This is a genomic window from Vibrio sp. SCP2 (assembly GCF_059295395.1).
The window spans coordinates 357,473-381,222 of the sequence record NZ_JCAFVV010000002.1 but is presented as its reverse complement, the minus strand read 5'-3'; the positions used below and the strand labels follow the sequence as shown (position 1 = coordinate 381,222).

The window sequence follows — 23,750 nt, the reverse complement described above, 5'->3', positions numbered from 1 at the left end:
GGAAATTCAGGCCCTAGACAGGATGTACCATGTTTTCAGGGATGTTATTTATCTTTGCCCCACTTGTTGTGGGGTATTTCATTTCTATATCCAAAAAAGCTCTACTCGACACGATAAACTCAACCACATCCAATCTCATTTACGTGATTTTGGCTTTGATGGGTTTGAGCTTAGCAGCACTGGATAATCTGGGTCAGAACCTACAGCTGATCCTCAAAACAACTGCTGTGTTTTTTATTTGCTTGAGTTTAGCCAACCTAGCCGTTTTACCTTTCATTGATAAATGGCTACCAATCAAAACCGATGCCAGCAATACCAAATTGCCATTGTCTGAAATGGCGATGGAGTCAGCCATGCTGATCCTCGTCGTGGGTGGCGGTCTCATTGTTGGGCTATTGGTGCCCTTTGATCTGAGCTGGGTCGATACAGCCAGTGAATGGATTTTGTTTTTGCTGCTGTTTTTTATTGGTATCCAACTACGCAATAGTGGCCTCACGCTGCGTCAGATTCTTCTCAATAAGCATGGTATGGTGATTGCCATTGTGATCATCGCGAGTTCATTAATCGGTGGTATTATTTCTGCGTTAATCTTAGATATCGATGTATTCCGTGGCTTGGCGATGGCTTCTGGCTTTGGTTGGTATTCATTAGCCGGAATCTTGATGGGTGACGCTTTCGGCCCTGTGTATGGCGGCGCCTCTTTTATGATCGAGCTACTGAGAGAGCTGGTTGCATTGGTACTTATCCCTCTCTTTATCCGTACTAAACCTTGTACATCTATCGGCTATGCGGGCGCAACGGCGATGGACTTTACCCTTCCGGTAATCCAAACCACAGGCGGGGTGCGATGTGTGCCTATTGCCATTGTTAGCGGTTTCATATTGAGCTTACTGGTTCCTGTTTTAATGTTGTTCTTTGTCTCTCTTGCAGGCTAGATCGCAGGAATTGTCATTCAAAAGCTCTATATTATGCGCTTACAAGCCCAATAAATTTAGCGAATGCTAAATTAGATAATTAGAAACTATAAGAATTAGCTTTAAAAGGAATCACTATGAAACGCACTATCGTTGCAATGCTGCTAGCCGCAACCTCAACCTTTGCGGCCGCTGCTGACAATGCTTGCCTATCAAAAAAATACGACGCTTACATCGATGCCTCACTGCACTGGTACGAAGATTTGTCGACACTAACTTCAGAGCAATACCCAGAGCTTGAAGAAGTTAGCAAGTGGTTCCTAGAAGGACGTAAAAACCATTTCGAACTAAATCGTGCAGCAGTTCACTACTACCTAGAGCAAGACCCAGCAAAAGTTGCGACTAACCAGGCGGTAGAAGCTTGGCTACAGCTTGAACAGAAAGACATTAAAGTGCTTGCCTCACGCAGCGACGAGCTTGGTCAACTAGCAAAAGTCACTTTTGGTGATCGCCAAGCTAAGCCGCATGAAAAGAATTACGAACTTCGCTCTGCATTTGCTGATCTTCTCAGCCATCCGACTAAGATCGATGCAGCATTAAAACGCTATAACGCATCGATCAAAGAAGTTGAAGCGATTAACTGCAAGTAATCACAAGGCTTGTAGGGGCATTAACTTTTTGACCAACTTCTGCCCGGTAAAATCTAAGATTCGATAATTAAGACGGGACTTTGTTCCCGTTTTCGTTTAGATTGTCCCGCTGCAATAAAAATGATTAGAGCAATGTAGCTGTATGACATCGGAACATAAAACGGCTGACGTGAGTTTCGAGAGTTTACTCCGAATCTTCACCGTCCCAGAAGGACCAGACTCAACGCTAACCAAGATCGAAGAGAAGCTATCGCGCAACTTGAATAAGTTTTTGCGCGAGCACATCGTGGCAGAAGAAAAACCGTTGCGCGATATCGAAAAAGACTTCTCACATGCGTCGATTCCAGAGCAACCTGAATTCGTATCAGATCATACGCAGCATCTGCTTGATACATTAGTCTCCCATTCCGTTCATACCTCTGCGCCAAGCTTTATTGGTCATATGACTTCGGCACTGCCTTACTTCTTAATGCCGTTGTCGAAAATCATGATTGCGCTAAACCAAAACTTGGTAAAGATAGAGACCTCAAAAGCTTTCACACCTCTTGAGCGTCAAGTTTTAGGCATGCTTCATCGCTTAATCTACGGCGAAAGCGACACCTTTTACAGCCAATGGATGCACAGTGCTAACCACTCGTTAGGCGCATTCTGCTCCGGCGGAACCATCGCCAACATCACCGCGCTTTGGGTTGCTCGAAATAATGCACTAAAAGCCACCGGCGAGTTCAAAGGTGTAGAAAAAGAAGGCTTGTTCAAGGCGATGAAACATTACGGCTATGAAGGATTAGCCGTATTGGTTTCAGAGCGTGGTCACTATTCGCTAAAGAAAGCGGCCGATGTGCTAGGCATTGGTCAAGAAGGCTTAGTGGCAGTCAAAACAGACAATAACAACCGAATTTGCCCGCAATCTTTACAACAGCGTATCACTGAGCTTAAAGCACAAAACATCAAACCATTTGCTGTGATTGGTGTAGCGGGAACGACGGAAACAGGCAGCATCGACCCACTTAAAGAAATCGCTCAGATTTGCCAACAGGAAGATTGTCACTTCCACGTTGATGCGGCATGGGGTGGTGCGACTTTAATGTCAAACAACTATCGCCACCTACTCGATGGTGTTGAGCTGGCAGACTCTGTCACTATCGATGCGCACAAGCAGCTCTACATCCCTATGGGCGCAGGCATGGTGCTGTTCAAGCAACCTGACGCGATGAAGTCGATTGAGCATCATGCTCAATATATTCTGCGTAAAGGCTCAAAAGATCTAGGGAGCCATACTCTTGAAGGATCTCGTTCAGGAATGGCTATGCTGGTGTACGCAGCAATGCATATCATTAGTCGCCCGGGCTACGAACTACTCATCGATCAAAGTATCGAGAAGGCGAAGTTCTTTGCTAACCACATAGAGCAACAACCTGATTTTGAACTGGTATCCGAACCAGAGCTTTGCCTACTGACTTATCGTTATCTACCTGAAAACATTCGTATCGCACTCGAACGTTCAACAGGCAAGCAGACGCAAGAACTCAACGAATTGCTTAACGAGCTGACTAAGTTTATCCAGAAACGCCAACGCGAAACGGGCAAATCTTTTGTCTCGCGTACGCGCTTAAACCCAGAAAAATGGGATCGTTTGAATACGATTGTCTTCCGCGTGGTGTTGGCTAACCCATTGACTGGCTGCGATATTCTAAGTGCCGTGCTTGAAGAGCAAAGAGAAATTGCTAAGCAAGCCCCTAAGTTAATGGTAAGAATTGAGAGCTTAGCAGAGCGTATCCTTGCCGCTTAGGCTGAAACTGAAATTTTATTTCTAGAAAAGTGTAATTTCTCTATCAAGACAAGGCTCAAAGATGAAATTTCTCGCCACAGAATTCGTAATTCTGTAGTTTAGACAAAATTTTGTTTGAGGCTTGTCATATAATAGCCAATTGCCTTGTAGAAAAGTTGCCGCAAACCTTTTGCTTAGGTTTATACTGGTTCCATGGCGCTGGATTGCACTTACCTTTTTGGGTAACACTTTGTTCCCCATCACTAATATTCGGGTATATCCAGTGAGTTGTTCTCTATACCCTCGTGAACACTATGAACACATTAGAAAAAATTCAAAAAAACCTAGAAAACTTTAGCAAGTCTGAGCGTAAAGTTGCCGAAGTCATCATGGCGTCGCCACAAACTGCTATCCATTCTAGTATTGCTACACTGGCAAAAATGGCTGATGTAAGTGAGCCAACTGTTAACCGCTTCTGTCGCCGTTTGGATACCAAAGGTTTTCCAGACTTTAAACTTCATCTTGCTCAAAGCTTGGCTAACGGTACTCCTTACGTTAACCGAAATGTTGAAGAAGATGATGGCCCTGATGCATACACGCATAAGATTTTCGAATCTACGATGGCATGTTTGGATGTCGCTAAGAACAGCCTAGATCCTATGCAGGTTAATCGTGCTGTCGATTTGCTCACTCAAGCAAAGCGCATCTCATTTTTCGGTTTAGGTGCTTCATCTGCTGTCGCTAAAGATGCGCAAAACAAGTTCATTCGCTTTAACATCCCAATTACTTGCTTTGAAGACATCGTCATGCAGCGTATGAGCTGTATTAACTGTACTGACAACGATGTGATTGTACTGATTTCTCACACTGGTCGAACTAAGAGCCAAGTCGAGATTGCCAACCTAGCGCGTGAGAACGGTGCAACAGTTATCGCGATCACCGCTAAAGACTCGCCGCTAGATAAAGCGAGTTCGTTGTCTATCTCACTCGATGTGCCAGAAGATACTGACGTTTATATGCCGATGGCGAGCCGTGTTGTTCAAATGACGGTTATCGACGTTCTAGCAACAGGCTTCACTCTACGCCGAGGGACAGGATTTAGAGAGAACCTGAAGCGCGTTAAAGACGTCTTGAAAGATTCTCGTTACGACAAACTTTCACAATTCTAATAAAACGGAGCACTCAGTGCTCCGTTTTTGCTTCTGCGATTTATGAATCAAGCATGCTCAACTGTCTTGATAACTACCTTGATCTTTCTTGTCACCCAAAAGAACCACTCTAGCATTTGATTCTTGCTTACGACTTTCAGCGGTATTGCAGCTTTCTTGACACTGACAAACTTGGCGTAAGATATAAGTTAAGCGTTCTTTGGTCAGAGGCAGTGGGTTACCTTTTATGGCGACAGACTTAAGCGCGTCATCAGCGACTTCTTCGAAAGAGGTCGTACATATGCCGAAACTATCAAGTTTGGGCAATGCCAGTTTCTCCAACATCATATTCACCCACAAGATAGCATCATCACGACAAGCGTTAACCCTTCCAGTCAAGATTTGCGCTACTTTTGAATATCGATGCAGCACGTCCCCTCTTCCGGCGCGTTTTGCTGCTTTGATGTTTTCAGTCATCACAAACGGCGCCAGTCGGCCTGTAATCACACTATGCGGAGCATCAAGCTTGCCACCCAAAGCAGAGGCTAGCCCGTGGGCAGCTCCAAGTTTAGCGTTCGTAATAGCCATACCACCAAGCATGGCGGCAAAAGAAATATCAGCTCTCGCCTTATAATCATCTTGCAAACAAGCGGGCAGTATCGATTGGCTGAGCCTGCGTAATCCCTCTTCACAAATCATGTCGGTTAACGGGTTGGGATCGCCACACACATACGCTTCCATTAAATGGGTGAACGCATCCATGGCTCCGCGTCCAGATGTTAACTTATCCGTACCATAAGTTAATGTGGGATCAATGATCGCCACATCGGCAAGCATATCAGGACTGCGCAGACTGACTTTGACTTGGTCTTGTCCCGAACGCAGCACAGCATTGCGAGTAACTTCAGAACCCGTGCTTGCAGTGGTTGGAATAGCAATAAATGGAATTGGCTTAGACTTAAGCGGTACGTTGCGCCCCACTACTTCAACATAATCATAGACATCGCCTTGGTTAGGGATAACTGCAGCCAGCGCTTTGCCCATATCGAGTACACTTCCTCCTCCCATCGCGATAACCATGTCAGGTTTAAATTTGCGCCCCACTAAAGCCGTTTCTTCGATCATGGTAATGTTAGGCTCACCACTGATCGCGACATGTTGATAGCGCATATTTTGCTGTTTAATGTAATGGAGGATTGGGGAAGCGCGGTCGGTATTTTTGCCAGTAACAAGAAGGACACTGTAACCGTACTGGTTGATAACGGATAACGAGGATTGTAATGCACCTTCCCCAAAAATGATTCGGGTCGAGGTCATAAACTGGAACATACTCAACACACTCCCTGTGACAACCGAGTAATAAGCTTGCACTGAATCAAATGAAATAAACATGACGTAGTGCAACTTGTCAGCAAAAGCCTTTATTTTTATAGGGCTTTCTCGACTTACCGCACACACTAAACGCATTATTGACAAGGTGAAAGGATACTTTTTGTTCAATAGGATTTACCTATCGAAACAAGAGGCAAATGACTCTTTATTTCCGCCCATGATTCGGGCATAGTTGCACTTAACAAAATACAGGAGAAAGAGAATATGTTCGTAGTTATCTTTGGTCGCCCAGCTTGTCCTTACTGTGTTCGTGCAAAAGAGCACGCTGAAACACTAAAAGCTAAACGCGATGATTTCAACTACCGCTACGTAGACATACACGCAGAAGGAATTTCTAAAGCGGACCTAGAGAAAACGGTAGGTAAGCCTGTAGAAACTGTTCCTCAGATTTTCATCGATCAAGACCACATCGGTGGTTGTGATGACTTCGAAGCTTACGCAAAAGAGCATCTAGGTCTATTTGACGAGTAATCGCCCAGATTCTATAAGAGCCGCTTATCAATAAGCGGCTTTTTTGTGCCTGAATTTAAACAAATTTACTCATTTCATTGCCTAAGTCAGCTAATAGTAAAATATAAAAATTTTCACTTATCTTTTTGCAATATTCAGATACAATTCGCACACTTAACCTATTCCCCGGCACCAACACAAGAATTGCCCGTGAACATTGACGTCGTACACTTGCTCGAACAAAACCCTATTCTTCTCATCTTCGTTGTATTAGCGATCGGCCTAGGCATCGGCAAAATTCGCTTTGGCAACTTGCAGTTAGGTAACTCCATCGGCGTGTTAATCACCTCGCTCGTGATGGGCCATCTTGGTTTTAGCTTTAATGCTGAAGCTTTGACTATCGGCTTTATGCTATTTATCTACTGTGTTGGTATCGAAGCAGGCCCAAACTTCTTCGGTATTTTTTTCCGCGATGGTAAACATTACTTCATCTTAAGCTTAGTCGTGCTCTCTACTGCCCTGTGTATTACCTACTATGCGAGTCACTATATGGGCCTCGATTTTGGTTTATCAGCCGGTATGATGGCCGGAGCGTTAACCTCAACGCCCGTACTGGTAGGTGCGCAAGATGCTCTCAATTCAGGACTTGCCACTACGCCACGTAATATGGACTTTAACCAAGTCATCGAAAACTTGTCGGTGGGTTATGCGATGGCCTATTTGATTGGCCTGATCAGTATGATTATGTTCGCCAAGCTTCTGCCAAAACTGCAAAAGCAAAACCTATCAGACTCCGCGCAGCAAATCGCGCAAGAACGAGGACTGGGTAGCTCAGGACAACGCAAAGTTTACTTACCTATTATTCGTGCGTACCGAGTCGGCCAGGAGCTGATCGATTGGATTGATGGCAAAAACTTACGTGAACTTGGTATTTACCGACAAACAGGGTGCTATATCGAGCGAATTCGACGCAATGGTATTCTCGCCCACCCAGACGGTGACGCGATTTTGCAACAAGGAGACGAAATCGCACTGGTTGGCTTCCCGGATAGCCACGCTCGTCTGGATCCAAGCTTTCGCAACGGTAAAGAGGTTTTCGACCGTAACCTGCTTGACCTACGTATTGTTGAAGAAGAGATCGTCGTAAAGAGCGACTCAATTGCGGGTAAACGTCTGTCAGATCTTAACCTATCTGAATATGGCTGTTTCTTGAACCGTGTTGTCCGCGCTCAAATCGAAATGCCAATGGATCTGGATATTGTACTCGCTAAAGGAGACATACTTCAGGTCAGCGGTGAAAAGAGCCGCGTTCATGGTCTTGCCGAAAAAATTGGTTTCATTTCGATCCATAGCCAAATGGCAGATTTGCTGGCGTTTTGTAGCTTCTTCATCCTTGGCATTATGTTTGGTTTGATCACCATGACATTCGGTCAAGTCTCGTTTGGACTGGGTAATGCGGTAGGCCTTTTACTTTCCGGTATTACACTGGGCTTTTTACGTGCCAACCACCCCACCTTTGGCTATGTACCTCAGGGGGCGCTAAACATGGTCAAAGACCTTGGCTTAATGTTCTTTATGGTCGGGATCGGGCTGAGTGCAGGTGGCAAAATGTTTGAGCACCTCTCTCAGGTTGGCTTACAGGTGATTGGCCTCTCTTTCGTGATCAGTGTGGTGCCCGTTGTTGTCGCCTATTTAGTCGGTGCCTATCTACTCAAGATGAACCGAGCACTGCTGTTTGGTGCAATTATTGGCGCACGCACCTGCGCACCAGCCATGGACATCGTTAACGACTACGCTAAGTCTACCATTCCTGCACTGGGATACGCGGGTACTTATGCAATAGCCAATATCCTGATGACGCTTGCTGGTACCGTACTCATTATCTTGAGCTAACCTCTGAATCTCAGCGAATAAAAAAGGCTTCCGATTGGAAGCCTTTTCTGTGTTTGTCATATTGAACTCTGTTAGCTCAGCGGTCTGAGATAAGCTAAGAATCGTTTTTCTGCAAACTTGAAACAAGCAAGAATGATGAAAGTCAGTGCCATATAGAACAGGCCTGCGGTCAAAAACGACTCAAACGGCGCGTAGTAGCGTGAGTTTACTAGGCGAGCAGCACCTGTTAGGTCGACAATGGTAACGATACCCGCTACAGCACTACCGTGAAGCATAAAGATAACTTCATTACTGTACGCTGGAAGTGCACGGCGCAATGCGCTTGGCAATATAATGCGTCGATAGGTTTTGAACGTACTCATACCATAGGCTTTGGCGGCTTCCACTTCACCTTTAGGTAGACCGTTGATTGCACCGCGAATAATCTCAGCAGTATAAGCAGAAGTGTTAAGCACGAACGCTACTAGCGCACAGAACCAAGCATTTTCCCAAAGAGTATCCTTCACTGGGAAGAACTGATCCATACCGTAATAAATCAGATATAACTGCACAAGCAACGGCGTACCACGGAAAAAGTAGATAAATGCCCAGCTTGGTCCGTTGAACAAATAGTTGTGACTGTTACGCGCCACACCGAGTGGGATAGCAACAACTAATCCAATAATAAGCGCTAACCCAACTAGCCATGTGGTGGTCCACAAGCCATCTAGATAAATCGGGAAGCTTTCTAAAATCAGTGAAAAGTCCATTCTTTACCTCGCATGAATACTGAATTTGCGCTCTACCATTTTCAGGAACCCTGTCGAGACACTGGTAAAGAATAAGAAAATAATGGCTACTGCCATGTAGAAGGTAAATGGCATCTTGGTCGAGCCAGCGGCAAGCGAGCTCATACGCACCATATCTTCAAGGCCGATAATTGAAACAAGCGCTGTTGTTTTAAGCAGAACTAGCCAGTTGTTACCAAAGCCTGGCAACGCGTGACGGATCATCTGCGGTAGCAGGATGCGACGAAACGCAAGCACTGGGCTCATGCCGTAGGCTTTAGCGGCTTCCAATTCACCTTTATCGACCGCCATTATTGCGCCACGGAAGGTCTCCGCCATGTATGCACCAAAGATAAAACCAATGGTAAGCACACCTGCGACAAATGGGCTGACGTCAATGTAGTCAGGTAAATATGATGTCCATTCATGGTTCGGATCGCTCGAAGCAAACCATTCATTCAATGTTTCGTTGATGGAATACAAACTGTTGTTAAGAAGAATTTGTCCACCAAAGAAAATCAACATCATGAGGACTAAGTCGGGGATACCACGAATCACTGTGGTATAAAGTGTCGCGATTGCTCTAGCCCAGCGATATGGGGCCATTTTAGCTAATGCACCTAGCATGCCTAAAATCATCGCTAACAGTAGCGATAATAGCGCGACTTCGATGGTCACTACGGCCCCTTTTAATATCGAGGCTTCATATCCTTGTAGATCCAGCATAGGTAAGTTCCTGATCCCTAAACTTTATAAAATTCGACCGTTGGCTACTACTCCTAGGAACAAGAACCAACGGTCGCTTAGCAACGATTACTGACCGTAAACGTCGTAGTTGAAGTATTTAGCAGCGATGTCTTGGTAAACACCTTTTTCGCGTAGAGAAAGGATAGCTGCGTCTAGCTTCTTAGTAAGGTCTTTGTCTTGCTTACGTACAGCAATACCAAAACCTTCACCGAACCACTTAGGATCAGTTAGTGACGGACCAACAAACTCGTATGCTTCGCCACCAGCTTTGTTAAGTACGCCTTCTTCAAGCGCTGACGCATCACCCAATACTGCAGCAACACGACCGTTAGCAAGATCTAGATAAGCTTCATCAAAAGAGCCGTAACGAACGATTTCTACTTTGTCACCGTAGTTGTCAGTTAGGTACTTGTCGTGAGTTGTTGCACGTTGTACCGCAATTTTTTGGCCAGCTAGGTTGTCAAAGTCTAAGCCTGCGCCTTTCTTAGCGATGAATTTGTTCGGGATAAGTGCGTATTTGCCAGTGAAATCAACTTTCTTCTTACGTTCTTCAGTAATAGACATTGCAGCAATGATTGCATCGTATTTACGAGCAAGTAGTGAAGGAATGATGCCATCCCAATCCTGAGCAACAATCTTACATTTCACCTGCATTTCAGTACAAAGCGCGTTCGCCATGTCTACATCAAAGCCTTTTAGAGAACCATCAGCCTCTGTCCAGCTAAAAGGAGGGTAAGCACCTTCAATACCGAAGCGAACTGTTTTCCATTCTTTCGCTTGCGCTACGCCAGATACCGCAGTCGCTGCCAGTGTTGCTGCTAATAACCACTTTTTCATTTCCATACTCCTGTGATTGTGATTCTTATTTTTTAACTTAGTTGTTGGTTGTGTTTGCCGCTAAGCGGCGATTAATAAATTGATGAGATAAACTGCTGCAGACGCTCTGAGTCAGGATTAGTAAAGAGTTTAGCTGGATCACCCTGCTCTTCCACTAAACCTTGGTGTAAGAACATCACATGGTTCGATACGTCACGAGCGAAGGCCATTTCGTGAGTCACAACTAACATAGTTCGACCTTCTTCAGCCAAGTCACGCATAACGCCAAGCACTTCGCCAACAAGCTCTGGATCAAGTGCTGATGTTGGTTCATCAAACAGCATAACTTCAGGGTCTACCGCTAACGCGCGGGCAATAGCGGCACGTTGCTGCTGACCACCTGAAAGATGGCCCGGGTAGTAATCTTTACGCTCGTAAAGCCCAACCTTTTTCAGCAGCAGCTCTGCATTTTCAATCGCTTGAGCTTTTGGTACGCCCAATACATGAACCGGTGCTTCTATAACGTTTTCTAGCACTGTCATATGCGACCAAAGGTTAAAACCCTGGAAAACCATAGCCAAACGCGAACGGATGCGTTGAACTTGCTTTTCATTGGCAGGAACCGCCTCACCTTGGCGATTGTTTTTCATTTGAATTAACTCACCGTTAACCCAAATTTCGCCTTCAGTTGGCGTTTCTAGAAGGTTTATACATCTAAGAAAGGTACTTTTACCGGAACCTGATGAACCGATAATAGAAATGACGTCCCCTTTATGAGCTTCTAACGAGATGCCCTTTAAAACTTCATTTTGTCCGAATGTTTTGTGCAGTTCTTTTATGTCCAGCGCTGGTACATCTTTCATGCGCTTTTACTCCCTGTATTTATTATGACCAATTGCATCATCTAAACGCTCTTGGCTGACTGCTGGGTTCCACCCACATTGCGATACAAACTAGCACTACCCCGCTCAACTTGCAACAAATTATTAACCTACAAATCAGCAATATCTAGCCACTTTATATGACTAATAATGCATTCAATAGTCAAAAAAGCTCCAAAATTCGCATAAAACACTTCCTCAACCAAACAATAAACCAAATCTATTAATTAACAATTTTATAAAAACAAGATCTATCTCAACAAACCATCTCAAATTTGATATTGGTCGCGATTTAACTCCTTGTTATGCGCTAATAAAACTCACATTATGAAACTAAATTTCAATCAAAACTTCTCTTGTCTTGCCGACTCGTCGATGTTGTGTAGTTTTCTTTCACAACCTTTCATAAAGTGATCTAAATCAATCACTCTTAAGGGTTAGCACGTTAAACTCGCGTCAAAGATAAAAGCCTCAATAGTCGTACTTTTTGTCTTTAAATCCTCTATGCTATAGCACATCAAGTGCACGCTACATGAGGTAGGCCGGGAATCAAAGGCAGGAAGCTATGCCGGGTTTTTACTGAGTGACCGACACAAAATAATAATCGGGTCACTCTTTGAAGAATCATTAACTTTTTAGAATATGAGGAATCTATGTCAGACGCAGTCAATAAACCGCACTCTGATTCGGATATCGAAAATAAGAGCTATCAAGAGCTGCATCGTCCAGCTTCTGAGTTTGAAAGCCGTTCAGATTATCTAGACCACGAACTACAAATCATGAAGCCACGTCGCTTTGGTTTGAACCTTCCTGGTCGCGACTTCCGTTTCGAGCTTGAAGACCTAGTTCCAGCACTTGCAGGTACTATCGGTATTATCGCGATGTACTCTGCGGTAATGATGTCTTGGGCTGAGGGGCTTACTGCCGCTTGGGACCATATTAACCTAGGTAAAGAATTTGCGATTGAAGTCGCGCGTGTAGAGATGCTTATCCCTGCGCTGCTATTCTGTGTTCTTGCCTCTGGTTTCATTAACCCGAAAGCAAACCTTGCCGGTAACCACGGCCCAATGATCCCTCTTATCGGCACGATAGCTCTAGCCGGTGCTCACCCTCTTGCATTGGCAATCCTAATCGGTATCTTCGGTCTACTACTTAGCTTCCTAAAAGGTGGTTCTAAGCTAGTTAACTTGACCTCACAAGGAACCGCGGGGGGCTTGCTTATCTTCCTTGGTTTAACCGGTACTATGAGCCAAATTAACTCCATCCAGTCATGGGCAGTCGGTCTGCAGTCAGACACTGTTGTTGCTGGCAGCATGGGTTACGTTGGCCTTATTGTTCTAGCCGTCACTATTGCGCTTTACGCTTACCTAGCGAAAGTGAACAAGCGTTGGCTAGCCATCCCAGTGTGTGCCTTTACTGGTCTAGTGATTGCTCTCGTTCTCGGCGCAGGTTTCGACATCAAGTTCGTGACTGAGACAGGTCTACCTAACCTAAACCCTGTTTACTGGTGGGGCAGCACTGAAGAAGGTTGGATGCTAGGTCTACCAAACGTAGAACACTTTATTGCGTCACTTCCATTTGCGATTCTTGCAGTAGCAATGTGGTCTCCTGACTTCTTAGGTCACCGTATCTTCCAAGAGCTGAACTACCCTAAAAAAACTGAAAAAGTACTAATGGACGTTGATGACACAATGACGATGTGTTCAATCCGTCAGATGGTTGGTACAGCAGTAGGTGGTGGTAACATCACGTCATCTTGGGGTACATACATGATCCCTGCGGCGATCGCGAAACGTCCTATCCCAGCGGGTGCTATCCTTCTTGGTCTATTGGTTATGATCATCGCTATCCTTGGCTTCCCAATGGATATCGCTGTATGGCCACCAGTTATGCGCGTCGCTCTACTGGTTGGTGTATCGCTTCCTCTACTTGAAGCTGGTATGCAGATGGTGAAAGACTCGAAAGATTCACAAGCTGCAGGTATCTGTATCTTCGGCTCTGCAGTTGTGAACCCAGTTCTTGCTTGGGCACTGACTATGCTACTGGATAACAACGGTCTGATTGGTGATAAGGAGCGTGCGTCACGCCTATCGTTTGTCGATAAAATCGTGATTCCAGTTGGCGTACTTGTTATCTGTCTAGTGGCAATGCTAGCGGTAGGCATGCTTGAAGGCCAATACGGCATCCCTGCATTCCTATAATCAACACCTGGTTGAGAGTCGATAGCGGCTCTCAACTTTTTTTTAATATCTGTATCAATACTAAAAAAAACTTTAGATAAAGGGCATTTTATTGATTTAGTTTAAGGTTTGCAAAATTTTTTTAGTTTATCCTTGAAACCAAGTTAATAGATCACCATATAAAAAGTAGTGACAATATTTATAGTTTTATGTCCTTTCAGTGATCGATTTTAAAGACTATACATATTGTTATTCATAAGAGTGTACCGCCCCATGATTGGGAGTCTGACTCGCTCAACGGATCAGATAGGTACGTGTTTTTTCTACTAAAAAGGTAGGTATGTCATGGCAGAGCAATTTGCTAAAGCTTGGGAAGGTTTTGCTGAAGGTGATTGGCAAAACACAGTTAACGTTCGCGACTTCATTCAGAAGAACTACACTCCGTACGAAGGCGACGAATCTTTCCTAGTTTCTGAAGGTACTGAAGCGACTAATACGCTTTGGGCTAAAGTAATGGAAGGCATCAAGCAGGAGAACTCTACTCACGCACCTGTTGATTTCGATACTTCTGTTATCTCTACCATCACTTCTCATGATGCTGGTTACATCAACAAAGACCTTGAAACTATCGTTGGTCTTCAGACTGAAGCGCCTCTAAAACGTGCAATCATGCCTAACGGCGGTGTACGTATGATCGAAGGTTCTTGTAAAGCTTACGGCCGTACACTAGATCCACAAGTATCTAAAATCTACTCTGAGTACCGCAAAACGCACAACCAAGGCGTTTTCGATGTGTACTCTCCTGATATCCTAAAATGTCGTAAGTCTGGTGTTCTAACTGGTCTTCCAGATGCATACGGTCGTGGCCGTATCATCGGTGACTACCGTCGCGTTGCACTGTACGGTGTAGACTTCCTAATGAAGGACAAAGTTGCTCAGTTCCACTCTACTCAAGAGAAACTAGAAGCTGGCGACGATCTACAAATGACTATGCAGCTGCGTGAAGAGCTTCAAGAGCAACACCGTGCACTAGGTCAAATGAAAGAAATGGCTGCGTCTTACGGCTTCGACATTTCTGGTCCTGCGACTACTGCACAAGAAGCAATCCAGTGGACTTACTTCGGTTACCTAGCGGCTGTTAAATCTCAAAACGGCGCAGCAATGTCTCTAGGTCGTACTTCGACTTTCCTTGACGTTTACGTTGAGCGTGACATCGCAGCTGGCATCATCACTGAAGAACAAGCTCAGGAAATGATCGACCACTTCGTAATGAAACTACGTATGGTTCGCTTCCTACGTACTCCTGAGTACGATGAGCTATTCTCTGGCGACCCAATCTGGGCAACAGAATCTATGGGTGGTATGGGTGTTGACGGTCGTACACTTGTAACACGTACTAACTTCCGTTTCCTTAACACGCTTTACACTATGGGTCCTTCTCCAGAGCCAAACATCACTGTTCTTTGGTCTGAGCAGCTACCTGACGGCTTCAAGAAGTTCTGTGCGAAAGTATCTATCGATACGTCTTCTATCCAGTACGAAAACGACGACCTAATGCGTCCAGATTTCGACAACGATGACTACGCTATCGCTTGTTGTGTATCGCCAATGGTTATCGGTAAGCACATGCAGTTCTTCGGCGCTCGTGCGAACCTAGCTAAAACTCTACTTTACGTTATCAACGGCGGTGTAGATGAGAAGCTTAAGATCCAAGTAGGTCCTAAGACTGAAGCTATGACTGACGAAGTGCTAGACTTCGACAAAGTTTGGGCTGGTCTAGACAACTTCATGGATTGGCTAGCGAAGCAATACGTGACTGCGCTAAACGCAATCCACTACTCTCACGACAAGTACAGCTACGAAGCAGCGCTTATGGCTCTGCACGACCGTGACGTACGTCGTACAATGGCTTGTGGTATCGCTGGTCTATCTGTTGCTGCTGACTCTCTGTCTGCAATCAAGTACGGTACAGTTAAGCCAATCCGTGACGAAGACGGCATCGCGATCGACTTCGATATCTCTGGCGACTACCCGAAATTTGGTAACAACGACGCTCGTGTTGATGACATGGCTTGTGAACTTGTGACTATCTTCATGAACAAGATCCGTAAGCTTAAGACTTACCGTGATGCGATTCCTACACAGTCTATCCTTACTATCACTTCAAACGTGGTATACGGTAAGAAGACTGGTACTACGCCAGACGGTCGTAAAGCAGGAGCTCCATTCGCTCCAGGTGCAAACCCAATGCACGGCCGCGATGAGAAAGGTGCGGTAGCATCTCTAACATCTGTAGGTAAACTACCGTTTGCTGATGCGAAAGATGGTATCTCTTACACCTTCTCTATCGTGCCAAATGCACTAGGTAAAGAAGAGAACTCACAGCGCGCTAACCTAGCAGGTCTAATGGATGGTTACTTCCACCACGAGACTGGCATTGAAGGTGGTCAGCACCTAAACGTGAACGTTCTAAACCGCGAAACTCTAGAAGACGCAGTTAAGAACCCTGAGAAGTACCCTCAGCTAACAATCCGTGTATCTGGTTACGCTGTACGCTTTAACTCTCTAACTGCAGAGCAGCAAAAAGACGTAATCGCACGTACATTCACTGAGTCTCTATAATCTCAGATTAATGAATGATTGAAAAAGCCCCGCTTGATGCGGGGCTTTATTTTTTCTATCAATCATTTACTGCGTATTCAGAGATACGGTGCACATTTCACTTCACTGGTATACTTATTGCTAACGTTTAATTCAATTAATCCTGTACTATCAGAACTCTAATTGAGCTAAGCAACAAGCCTATGAAGTTAAATCGAACTCTAATTCTGCCTCTACTGCTGGTTTCTACGACTGGCCTAGCTTCAGAAAAATCGACCGTTTCTTTCTCTCTCGACAACGATGGTATTTTCGGTGTCGACCAAGACTACACCAACGGCCTGTTTCTCAGCTATTCCACAGGCGCGATTACGCCCTACCCAATTTTCGAGCCTCTCAGCCTTTCATTTTGGGGCGGCGCTTCATTGGACAAATTTGAGTTTGTACTTGGCCATAAGATGTATACACCGTCAGACATTGAGTCGACGACACCTATGGTGAATGACAGACCCTACGCAGGTTTTCTCCATTCTGAGTTCAACTACATCAGCCTGCATCCAGAGCAAGCACAACGCTTTAATCTAACTCTGGGTGTAACCGGTGATAAAGCGCTATCAGAGGATGCGCAAAAGTTAGTGCACTCCATCACTAAATCTGATGAACCGAATGGCTGGGCATATCAGGTCGACGATAGCTTTGCTGGTAGTGTGGGTTACCTTACTCACTTCAACTTATGGCGTCAGCGCTCTATTGCTAACACTGACTGGGAGATCTCTAATGTCTCAGAAATTAACGCGGGTAACTTCCGAAGTGATGTTTCTACTGGCTTTATGTTCCGCTGGGGTTCGGATCTAGGTGGAAATATGGGCGCGGCCAATATCGATAACGAAAATCCGTTTCGAGCCGGCATGCTTGGAGGCTCTCAAGGCGGATGGTTTGTCTTTACCGGTATTGAAGCTCGCTATCGCTTCAATGATATTACCGTTGAAGGAGATCGTTCTGGCGTGAGAGATTACGCTATTCAAAAAGGTGACGACCCAAGCATCTACGACGTAACGTTAGAACACAATCAAGCAACCGCAGTGGCAGGTTTTGCTTGGTACAACCAAAGCTTCGGCGCAACCTTAACCGCTACCGCGAAAACGCCAGACTACAAAGAAGCAAAAGAAAGCATGTATGGCACAGGTGGCATTGCCTTATACGCTTTCTTCTAAAGCCTTAAATTGTGAACTTCTGGCAGTCTTGATTCAAGCTGCCAGACCTTTCTTCAACCACTCCACTGACACTTCGTAGTTGTTCATTGTTCTGCTCTAACTCTTTCATAGCCGAAGAAATTTGCGTCATATTATCTGCCATCGACTGACTGGTCGTCGCAAGCTCTTTGATTGAAGAAAAAATGACTTCGGTTTGGTGCGATGCTTCATCTGCTTTTTCAGTAATCAACTTAAGCGCATCCATTGCCTCTTGACCACGGGCCCGCCCTGTTGCCATTGACGATTCAGATTGACCAATATATTGAATCACTTCAGCACTTTCTTTCTTCATGGTGTCTATAGTGTCAGAAATTTCAGTTACTGCATCGACGGTACGAACGGCTAGGCTGCGAACCTCATCTGCTACCACGGCAAAGCCTCGCCCTTGTTCCCCTGCCCTTGCCGCCTCAATCGCCGCATTCAACGCCAGCAAGTTAGTTTGTTCAGCAATACCATTGATAATTTCCATTACAGAGTCGACCTTCGAAGAGGCTTCTTCGAGCAATTGAATGTGTCCCGCAGCAGAAGTTAATATCGTCCCGACTTCTTCAAGGGACCCAATCGCAGCGCCAATAACTTTGGCTCCCTCTTCAGCCGCGTCCGTTGAAGAACGCGATATTTCGGAAACAAACTCCAACGAATTGGATACCTCTTGAGTCGTGACACTCACCTCTTCCGTGGCAGATGCCAATAGCTGAGTCTGCCCTAATACCTCTGACTGATGGTGAGCCAACATATCTAGGCCTTGGTTTAATTCAGCGGCATTACCCGATAACGCTTGACTACTGTCTTGTACGCCACGAACTAGCCCACCCAGATTTTCACAGCTTTCGTTAATGCTGCTGGCCAATTGATTAAATTCATCATTAGGGTTTTTGGTCAACGCCATTCGTTGAGATAAGTCACCACTCGATACCCCGTGCAATACCTGTCGAGTCCTCGCCAGCGATTTAGCCAAAGATGTGCTTTGCATAACAAAAATAGCGACGGTAAACACCGCTAACAATACACAAGCCACCAGCACTGACCACAAGGTTTGCTCTGAAGTGTTTTCGGCTGATGATTGGTACTGCTGAGAAATCGAACCAAGCTCATCAGTAATAGAGGCGATTAACTGTGTCAGTTGCCCTTTAGAAGTCAACAATTGCTGCTCAACGCTACCTAACTGCTGCGATAATTCACTGACCCTGACAAAGGTTGATTTATATTGTTCGATTTCCTTTTCATATAGCTCCAACATCGCATAAACATTAGACATGCTTTCAAAGCTGCCCATAGCGCGATTAAACAATTTCAAATTCTCTTCATTCGGTTGCAGCAAATAATTTTGTTGAGACTTCACCATTGCCTGAAAATCGGAATTAAGCGTTACCATTCCGGTCTCTTCGATTTTCTTTTCAATCGTGTCTGCCAATTGTTTTAGTTCACCCAGTTTTCCTTCATCAATGGTGAAGCCGAGTTCTTGTTTCAAATTTAGCCACGGAATAGCCGCTGACTCAAAATCATTCACATTATGCGTCAGTTTGTCTGCTTGCTGGGTAAGAGCAAGCTTGGAGAGAAATTCAGCATCTTTATTAACTGCAGCGACGATTGACGAGATCTCTTGCGTTGCCGTTGAAACTTGGGAGCCACTTAAATTATCCAAGTTACTGCTCAGCGTAAGAATCTTACTCTGCGTTTGGTAGATAGACATTGACCCCGTGGAGATATCACTACTCAAATGGTACTGGTCGCTCATTTGGGTCAATCTTGATGAAGTAAATCCTGCTAAAGCAACAAAACCTAATGCTAATACAACCAAAAATAGCATCACCTTTTGTTTTTGCGAAAGTGCAAGCATATCCATAAATAATCCCTTTACATCAGTGGTATGCGTTAATACTTGCCTAGCCAACAATCATCTTTTTATTATTAATATTCTTATATTTGCAACAATTTTATAACATACATTTTAGTCCAAGTACGCATTTTTTTCTTATTTCGCAAAATGTTGTTTCTCGTAATCTCTAGCCCTATTTAAACCCCACTTTTTGTAATAAAATAACAGGCAAATTACTAAATACGAGATGAGCACATGTCAACAACTGGTCGTATTCATTCTTTCGAGTCCTGTGGGACAGTAGACGGACCTGGTATTCGTTTTATTGTCTTTTTGCAAGGTTGCTTAATGCGTTGTATGTACTGTCATAATCGCGACACATGGGATACTCACGGTGGTAAGGAAGTGACCGTTGAAGAAATCATTAATGAAGCAAAATCTTATCGTCACTTTATGAATGCTTCAGGTGGTGGTGTGACTTGTTCCGGTGGTGAAGCCATGCTTCAACCTGAGTTTGTCCGCGACTTTTTCCGCGCAGCCCATGCTGAAGGTATTCACACTTGCCTTGATACCAACGGCTATATTCGCAAACACACTGACGTCATTGACGAGGTGCTTGAAGCGACGGACTTAGTCATGCTTGATCTTAAGCATATGAAAGATGAGATCCATCATGACTTTATCGGCGTCTCGAATAAAAGAACGTTAGACTTTGCTCGTTACCTACATAAGATTGGGCAAAAAACGTGGATTCGCTATGTCGTCGTCCCTGGTTATACAGATGATGAAGAAGCGGCACATATGCTTGGTGACTTCATTAAAGACATGGACAACATTGAAAAGATTGAGCTTCTCCCTTATCACAAGCTTGGCGCTCATAAATGGGAAGCTCTAGGTATCGAGTATCCACTAGAAGGGACTAACCCCCCTTCAAAAGAAACCATGGACAATATCGTATCAATTCTTGAGCAGTATCACTCAAACGTTAAATACTGATACCACTTAACGGCTAATTCGTAAAAAATACCAACCCTCTCGGTTGGTATTTTTTTGAGGTTTAAATGGAGTTAAACGAACTACTAGCGCTCTTCATTGTACTGATTGCTCTGCTCTTTGTGTGGCGTGATGTCAAAGAAGTATTCCTACCGAAATTAGTTAATGAACGTACGTTTCAGCACATTACCTTTACAATCACATTTGCTTTGTTCGTACTCTGGTCAGCAGATGCTGGGGTAAAAGAAGGGTTATCAATCCACTTTCTCGGCATAACAGCACTGACTTTGATGTATGGTTGGCAAAGTGCTTTTGCCCTCTCTATTGTCGTTGCTTTGCTCATGGCGTTATTTGGCGAGATGACCTTCTACGCGCTACCCGAATACTTACTCTTCTCCTGCTTAATTCCGATACTTATCAGCTATAGCGTGTTCCTAGTGAGTTATCGCTATCTACCAAGAAATATATTTGTGTTTATTTTCGTTGCGGGTTTTCTCAATGGCGGCCTAACAGGGACTTTTCACCTAGTCATCAACTCAGGATATTTTCTTATCGTTAGCGATTACGACTGGCAAACGATTTTTGATAACTACCTAGTGTTTACCCCCCTGCTCGCTTTCCCTGAAGGGCTTCTTAACGGGATGACAGCAGCAGTATTGACTGTGTTTAAGCCAGAATTACTGCGAGTATTTTCCGATCGCGACTACATCTACAATCACTATCACAAATAGTAACGAAATTTGTTGTCCAATCTTTGTGCTTTTCATATTAAATATGTGTTGAGATCATGTTTCAGCCCGCAAAGAACAGATAACCTAAGCACATTAAAAATGTATTAGATTATTTTAGTGAGGCCACCATGGAAATGACTAACGCTCAACGGTTGATCCTTTCGAATCAATATTACCTAATGTCGCAACTTGACCAAGAAAATGCGGCAAAATACCAACGCCTACAAACCATTGTAGAGCGCGGCTATGAACTGCAAATGCGCGAGCTCAACAAAGACTTTGGTTGTTTAGTCGAAGCGGAATGCCGCGAGATCATCGACATCATGGAAATGTACCATGCGATGCAAGAGTCAAACAAAATGCTCTCTGAGCAAGAACAAGGTGATGTTGACCAGCGCCGTTTAACCTTCCTAGGGTTTGATATTGCTTCTGAAGCGCAACTTGTTAACTACGTACGCTTCCTAGTTGACTCTGAAGGTTTATACCCGCAATTTAGTAAAGGCGAACACCACTTCAACGCGCAAATGCCAATGCTAGAAAAATATCGCCGTATGCTAAATACATGGCGTAACTGCCCTCGCCAGTATCACTTGTGTGCCAACGAGTTAAAGCAGATTTTTAACGCCTAGTTGATGCTTGAAAAAGAAACCGCCGCCGAGGCGGTTTTTTTATGCCCCAAACTGACCTGACAAAACTCTGACAAAATAAAAGTACTCACAAATAGTTTGATGACATACAATTAACAAATCATTTAACATCAAACCAATTCATTAAGTGTTTACTATGAAGCTGAAAACCATTATTGCGAGTACTGTCGCCACTTTAACTCTAGCTGGCTGTGCTACGCACGATCACATCAATAAAGATGAAGTTGCGCAGATCAAATCTGTTGCTGTTGTTATGTACAACGTTCCTGCGTTTATTGAGCCTAATACTGAAAAGCCAGAACAGATACAACACTCTCAAGGTGGCGGTTTTGACTCTGGCGACCTGTTAGGTTTGGCCGGAAACATGGTAGGTGGCATCGCTAAAGATGTTACTGACATTGCTACACAAGCGCATATTAAGAAGCGTATCGACGGTCAAGAAGCGGCTAACCTAGCCCTACCAAACTTCGTGACTGAGCTTGCCAAGAAGGAAGGTTGGAAAGTTAAAGCCCCTTCGGAAGTCATCAACAACACAATCTATCGTCAAGAAAGTGCAAATCTCATCGCTAACGATGAGATCAAGTCACTAACTAGCTTTGGTAGAGCAACTGCAGGCCCTGTAAATTACGCCAACCTAACGCTACCGAGTAGCTACAATGTGAACGTTACTTACTACGAAACTGAAGCATTCAAGCAATTCGCAGCCAAAAGTGCCCGAGCACTTGATGTTGATGCAGTAATCGTACTGAGTGACACAGGTTTTGCTACAGACCAAACGGGTTTGTTTAGCGGCGGAAAATGCTACTCGAAATCTGCATTCCACTACGCTATGTTCAATATGAACGGCGAAAAAGTCCTAGAGACACGTGCGAGCTTTGAACAAAGCAACACTCTAGAGCAAGATGGTTGTGTAAACGGTAAGTTCCACGAAAAAGACTACCGACGCGCAATGCAGCAACACGGTAAAGATCAAGCGGACGCGATAGCAACTAAACTAAAAGAGTTGCGTGCTTAAGCAATATTTTATCAATGAAAAAGCGCCCATTGTGGCGCTTTTTACCTTGTACACTTGATTAGAATACGTAGGCGACACCTAAATTGGCTGAAGTCGTCACGCCGCTTTCAATTAACGGACTGCTTTCAATGCCACCTTCAATATTGGTGTATCGCACTCCTCCGGTAACGCGTATTTTAGGTGTGATATGCATATAACCAGAAGCGCCAATGAAAAACTGCCCGTCCCAGTCTGCATCGAACTCGTCGAAGTTAGAGCGCGCCGCTTCTTCAGAGCTCACTCCGTATAAATGATTGTTCAGTCGCTCGCTGTTGTATGCAAAGCCCATTGAAGGTGTGATACCCCAGCCGTTTCTTCGAATCGGTAACCGCCATACCGCCTCTGCATAAATGCCGCTATGACGATGTAAAATGTCACTACCCACCGTGGCTTCAAACAATCCAACTAAAGTGATCACTTGGTAACTTACCCCACCCAAAACGGTCGCCTTGCGCTCATCCATAAGTCTGATATCAGGGTTGGTGGAGTCTTCCGGTTTTAGCGTACGAGGATCATATGCAGCCCTAAAAACGATGTTTTGCGGTGAAGCAATTGGGTATAAGCGATACCCAGCAGTAAAGCCACGTAAGAAAAGATGCTCACCTTCATAACCAACAAGGGGAATGATGGTTTCATTCGAAGGCGTATCTTTATAAACAGCCGGCGAGTATGAAGCAGCAGCACCAATTGACCACTGGGAAATTTTTGCCATTGCCTGTGGGGCAACTAATAAGATCGCTGCGGGAAGTAACCTTTGCCAGAGAGATTTCAAAACAACACCTAATACATAACTGGAGTGAATAACGGCGCAATTATATGGAACAGCATACATTTACGCAATAACTCATATTCACCGTAATAATCAAACCAACATCCAATAACAAACTGCTTGTATCGCTTAAATCAACCAAATGATCAATTTGCATAAGCACCCAGTTACACAGCAGACTCAATAATAACCACCACAAATACCTGATTCTGCACGTTACAATTGAGTGTGGTCTGACAACTAGCTCTTGGTCACAAATTGTAATTAAACACATATTTTT

Annotated in this window: 20 protein-coding genes; 13 read left to right on the top strand and 7 right to left on the bottom strand. The window is 44.5% G+C overall.

Annotated features, from left to right (window positions below; all coding sequences use genetic code 11):
* Window positions 1–29: 29 nt before the first annotated feature.
* The 4 genes from AC5O63_RS09640 (at window position 30) to AC5O63_RS09625 (ending at window position 4,501) form a co-directional block, all read left to right on the top strand.
* Complete coding sequence (locus tag AC5O63_RS09640; protein ID WP_494504792.1) at window positions 30–935, top strand: LysO family transporter; 906 nt, start codon at window positions 30–32, stop codon at window positions 933–935.
* Between the two features lie 116 nt (window positions 936–1,051).
* Window positions 1,052–1,564 (top strand): hypothetical protein, encoded by a 513-nt coding sequence (locus tag AC5O63_RS09635; RefSeq protein WP_171801820.1) that lies wholly within the window; start codon window positions 1,052–1,054, stop codon window positions 1,562–1,564.
* 142 nt (window positions 1,565–1,706) lie between these two features.
* Window positions 1,707–3,353 carry a pyridoxal-dependent aspartate 1-decarboxylase PanP gene (gene panP, locus AC5O63_RS09630; RefSeq protein ID WP_494504791.1) on the top strand — a complete coding sequence of 549 codons (1,647 nt, stop codon included), beginning with the start codon at window positions 1,707–1,709 and terminating at the stop codon, window positions 3,351–3,353.
* A 293-nt stretch (window positions 3,354–3,646) separates the two neighbouring features.
* On the top strand, window positions 3,647–4,501 hold the full coding sequence (locus tag AC5O63_RS09625; RefSeq protein ID WP_004749005.1) for a MurR/RpiR family transcriptional regulator: 855 nt from the start codon (window positions 3,647–3,649) through the stop codon (window positions 4,499–4,501).
* A 57-nt stretch (window positions 4,502–4,558) separates the two neighbouring features.
* Here the strand turns inward: AC5O63_RS09625 and AC5O63_RS09620 are convergent, their stop codons facing one another.
* A complete protein-coding gene (locus tag AC5O63_RS09620; protein ID WP_494505004.1) occupies window positions 4,559–5,809 on the bottom strand; it encodes an iron-containing alcohol dehydrogenase in 1,251 nt (416 codons plus the stop codon).
* A gap of 267 nt (window positions 5,810–6,076) precedes the next feature.
* On the opposite strand from AC5O63_RS09620, the gene AC5O63_RS09615 reads away from it, so the two are divergent.
* Together AC5O63_RS09615 and AC5O63_RS09610 are read left to right on the top strand one after the other, a co-directional pair.
* A complete protein-coding gene (locus tag AC5O63_RS09615; RefSeq protein WP_171321219.1) occupies window positions 6,077–6,343 on the top strand; it encodes a GrxA family glutaredoxin in 267 nt (88 codons plus the stop codon).
* Between the two features lie 189 nt (window positions 6,344–6,532).
* The gene (locus AC5O63_RS09610) at window positions 6,533–8,215 is read left to right on the top strand and encodes an aspartate:alanine antiporter (protein WP_004749305.1); all 1,683 of its coding nucleotides are present in this window, start codon (window positions 6,533–6,535) and stop codon (window positions 8,213–8,215) included.
* Between the two features lie 71 nt (window positions 8,216–8,286).
* Here AC5O63_RS09610 and AC5O63_RS09605 read toward each other — a convergent pair whose 3' ends face one another.
* The 4 genes from AC5O63_RS09605 to AC5O63_RS09590 all read right to left on the bottom strand — a co-directional run bounded on the left by AC5O63_RS09605 (window position 8,287) and on the right by AC5O63_RS09590 (window position 11,408).
* Entirely contained in the window at window positions 8,287–8,964 is a 678-nt protein-coding gene (locus tag AC5O63_RS09605; protein ID WP_004749002.1) for an ABC transporter permease, read from the bottom strand.
* A 3-nt stretch (window positions 8,965–8,967) separates the two neighbouring features.
* Window positions 8,968–9,708 carry an ABC transporter permease gene (locus AC5O63_RS09600; protein WP_494504790.1) on the bottom strand — a complete coding sequence of 247 codons (741 nt, stop codon included), beginning with the start codon at window positions 9,706–9,708 and terminating at the stop codon, window positions 8,968–8,970.
* Window positions 9,709–9,795: 87 nt separating this feature from the next.
* Complete coding sequence (locus tag AC5O63_RS09595; RefSeq protein WP_494504789.1) at window positions 9,796–10,566, bottom strand: ABC transporter substrate-binding protein; 771 nt, start codon at window positions 10,564–10,566, stop codon at window positions 9,796–9,798.
* Between the two features lie 71 nt (window positions 10,567–10,637).
* Window positions 10,638–11,408: an ABC transporter ATP-binding protein gene (locus tag AC5O63_RS09590; protein WP_272785268.1), complete on the bottom strand. Its 771-nt coding sequence runs from the start codon at window positions 11,406–11,408 to the stop codon at window positions 10,638–10,640.
* Window positions 11,409–12,079: 671 nt separating this feature from the next.
* On the opposite strand from AC5O63_RS09590, the gene AC5O63_RS09585 reads away from it, so the two are divergent.
* The 3 genes from AC5O63_RS09585 (at window position 12,080) to AC5O63_RS09575 (ending at window position 17,418) form a co-directional block, all read left to right on the top strand.
* Window positions 12,080–13,627, top strand: coding sequence for a DUF3360 family protein (locus AC5O63_RS09585; RefSeq protein ID WP_004748998.1), 1,548 nt, complete (start codon window positions 12,080–12,082; stop codon window positions 13,625–13,627).
* Between the two features lie 324 nt (window positions 13,628–13,951).
* Window positions 13,952–16,228 (top strand): formate C-acetyltransferase, encoded by a 2,277-nt coding sequence (gene pflB, locus AC5O63_RS09580; protein ID WP_494504788.1) that lies wholly within the window; start codon window positions 13,952–13,954, stop codon window positions 16,226–16,228.
* Between the two features lie 182 nt (window positions 16,229–16,410).
* Window positions 16,411–17,418 (top strand): lipid A deacylase LpxR family protein, encoded by a 1,008-nt coding sequence (locus AC5O63_RS09575; RefSeq protein WP_494504787.1) that lies wholly within the window; start codon window positions 16,411–16,413, stop codon window positions 17,416–17,418.
* Window positions 17,419–17,422: 4 nt separating this feature from the next.
* Here AC5O63_RS09575 and AC5O63_RS09570 read toward each other — a convergent pair whose 3' ends face one another.
* Window positions 17,423–19,303 (bottom strand): methyl-accepting chemotaxis protein, encoded by a 1,881-nt coding sequence (locus tag AC5O63_RS09570; RefSeq protein ID WP_494504786.1) that lies wholly within the window; start codon window positions 19,301–19,303, stop codon window positions 17,423–17,425.
* A gap of 228 nt (window positions 19,304–19,531) precedes the next feature.
* On the opposite strand from AC5O63_RS09570, the gene pflA reads away from it, so the two are divergent.
* The 4 genes from pflA to AC5O63_RS09550 all read left to right on the top strand — a co-directional run bounded on the left by pflA (window position 19,532) and on the right by AC5O63_RS09550 (window position 22,662).
* A complete protein-coding gene (pflA, locus tag AC5O63_RS09565) occupies window positions 19,532–20,272 on the top strand; it encodes a pyruvate formate lyase 1-activating protein (protein ID WP_004743858.1) in 741 nt (246 codons plus the stop codon).
* Between the two features lie 65 nt (window positions 20,273–20,337).
* Window positions 20,338–21,000, top strand: a complete 663-nt coding sequence (locus AC5O63_RS09560) for an energy-coupling factor ABC transporter permease (RefSeq protein ID WP_494504785.1) — start codon at window positions 20,338–20,340, stop codon at window positions 20,998–21,000.
* 128 nt (window positions 21,001–21,128) lie between these two features.
* Entirely contained in the window at window positions 21,129–21,629 is a 501-nt protein-coding gene (locus tag AC5O63_RS09555; RefSeq protein WP_494504784.1) for a YfbU family protein, read from the top strand.
* 154 nt (window positions 21,630–21,783) lie between these two features.
* Window positions 21,784–22,662 carry a hypothetical protein gene (locus AC5O63_RS09550; RefSeq protein WP_494504783.1) on the top strand — a complete coding sequence of 293 codons (879 nt, stop codon included), beginning with the start codon at window positions 21,784–21,786 and terminating at the stop codon, window positions 22,660–22,662.
* Between the two features lie 58 nt (window positions 22,663–22,720).
* Here AC5O63_RS09550 and AC5O63_RS09545 read toward each other — a convergent pair whose 3' ends face one another.
* The gene (locus AC5O63_RS09545) at window positions 22,721–23,413 is read right to left on the bottom strand and encodes a MipA/OmpV family protein (RefSeq protein WP_494505003.1); all 693 of its coding nucleotides are present in this window, start codon (window positions 23,411–23,413) and stop codon (window positions 22,721–22,723) included.
* Between the last annotated feature and the right edge of the window lie 337 nt (window positions 23,414–23,750).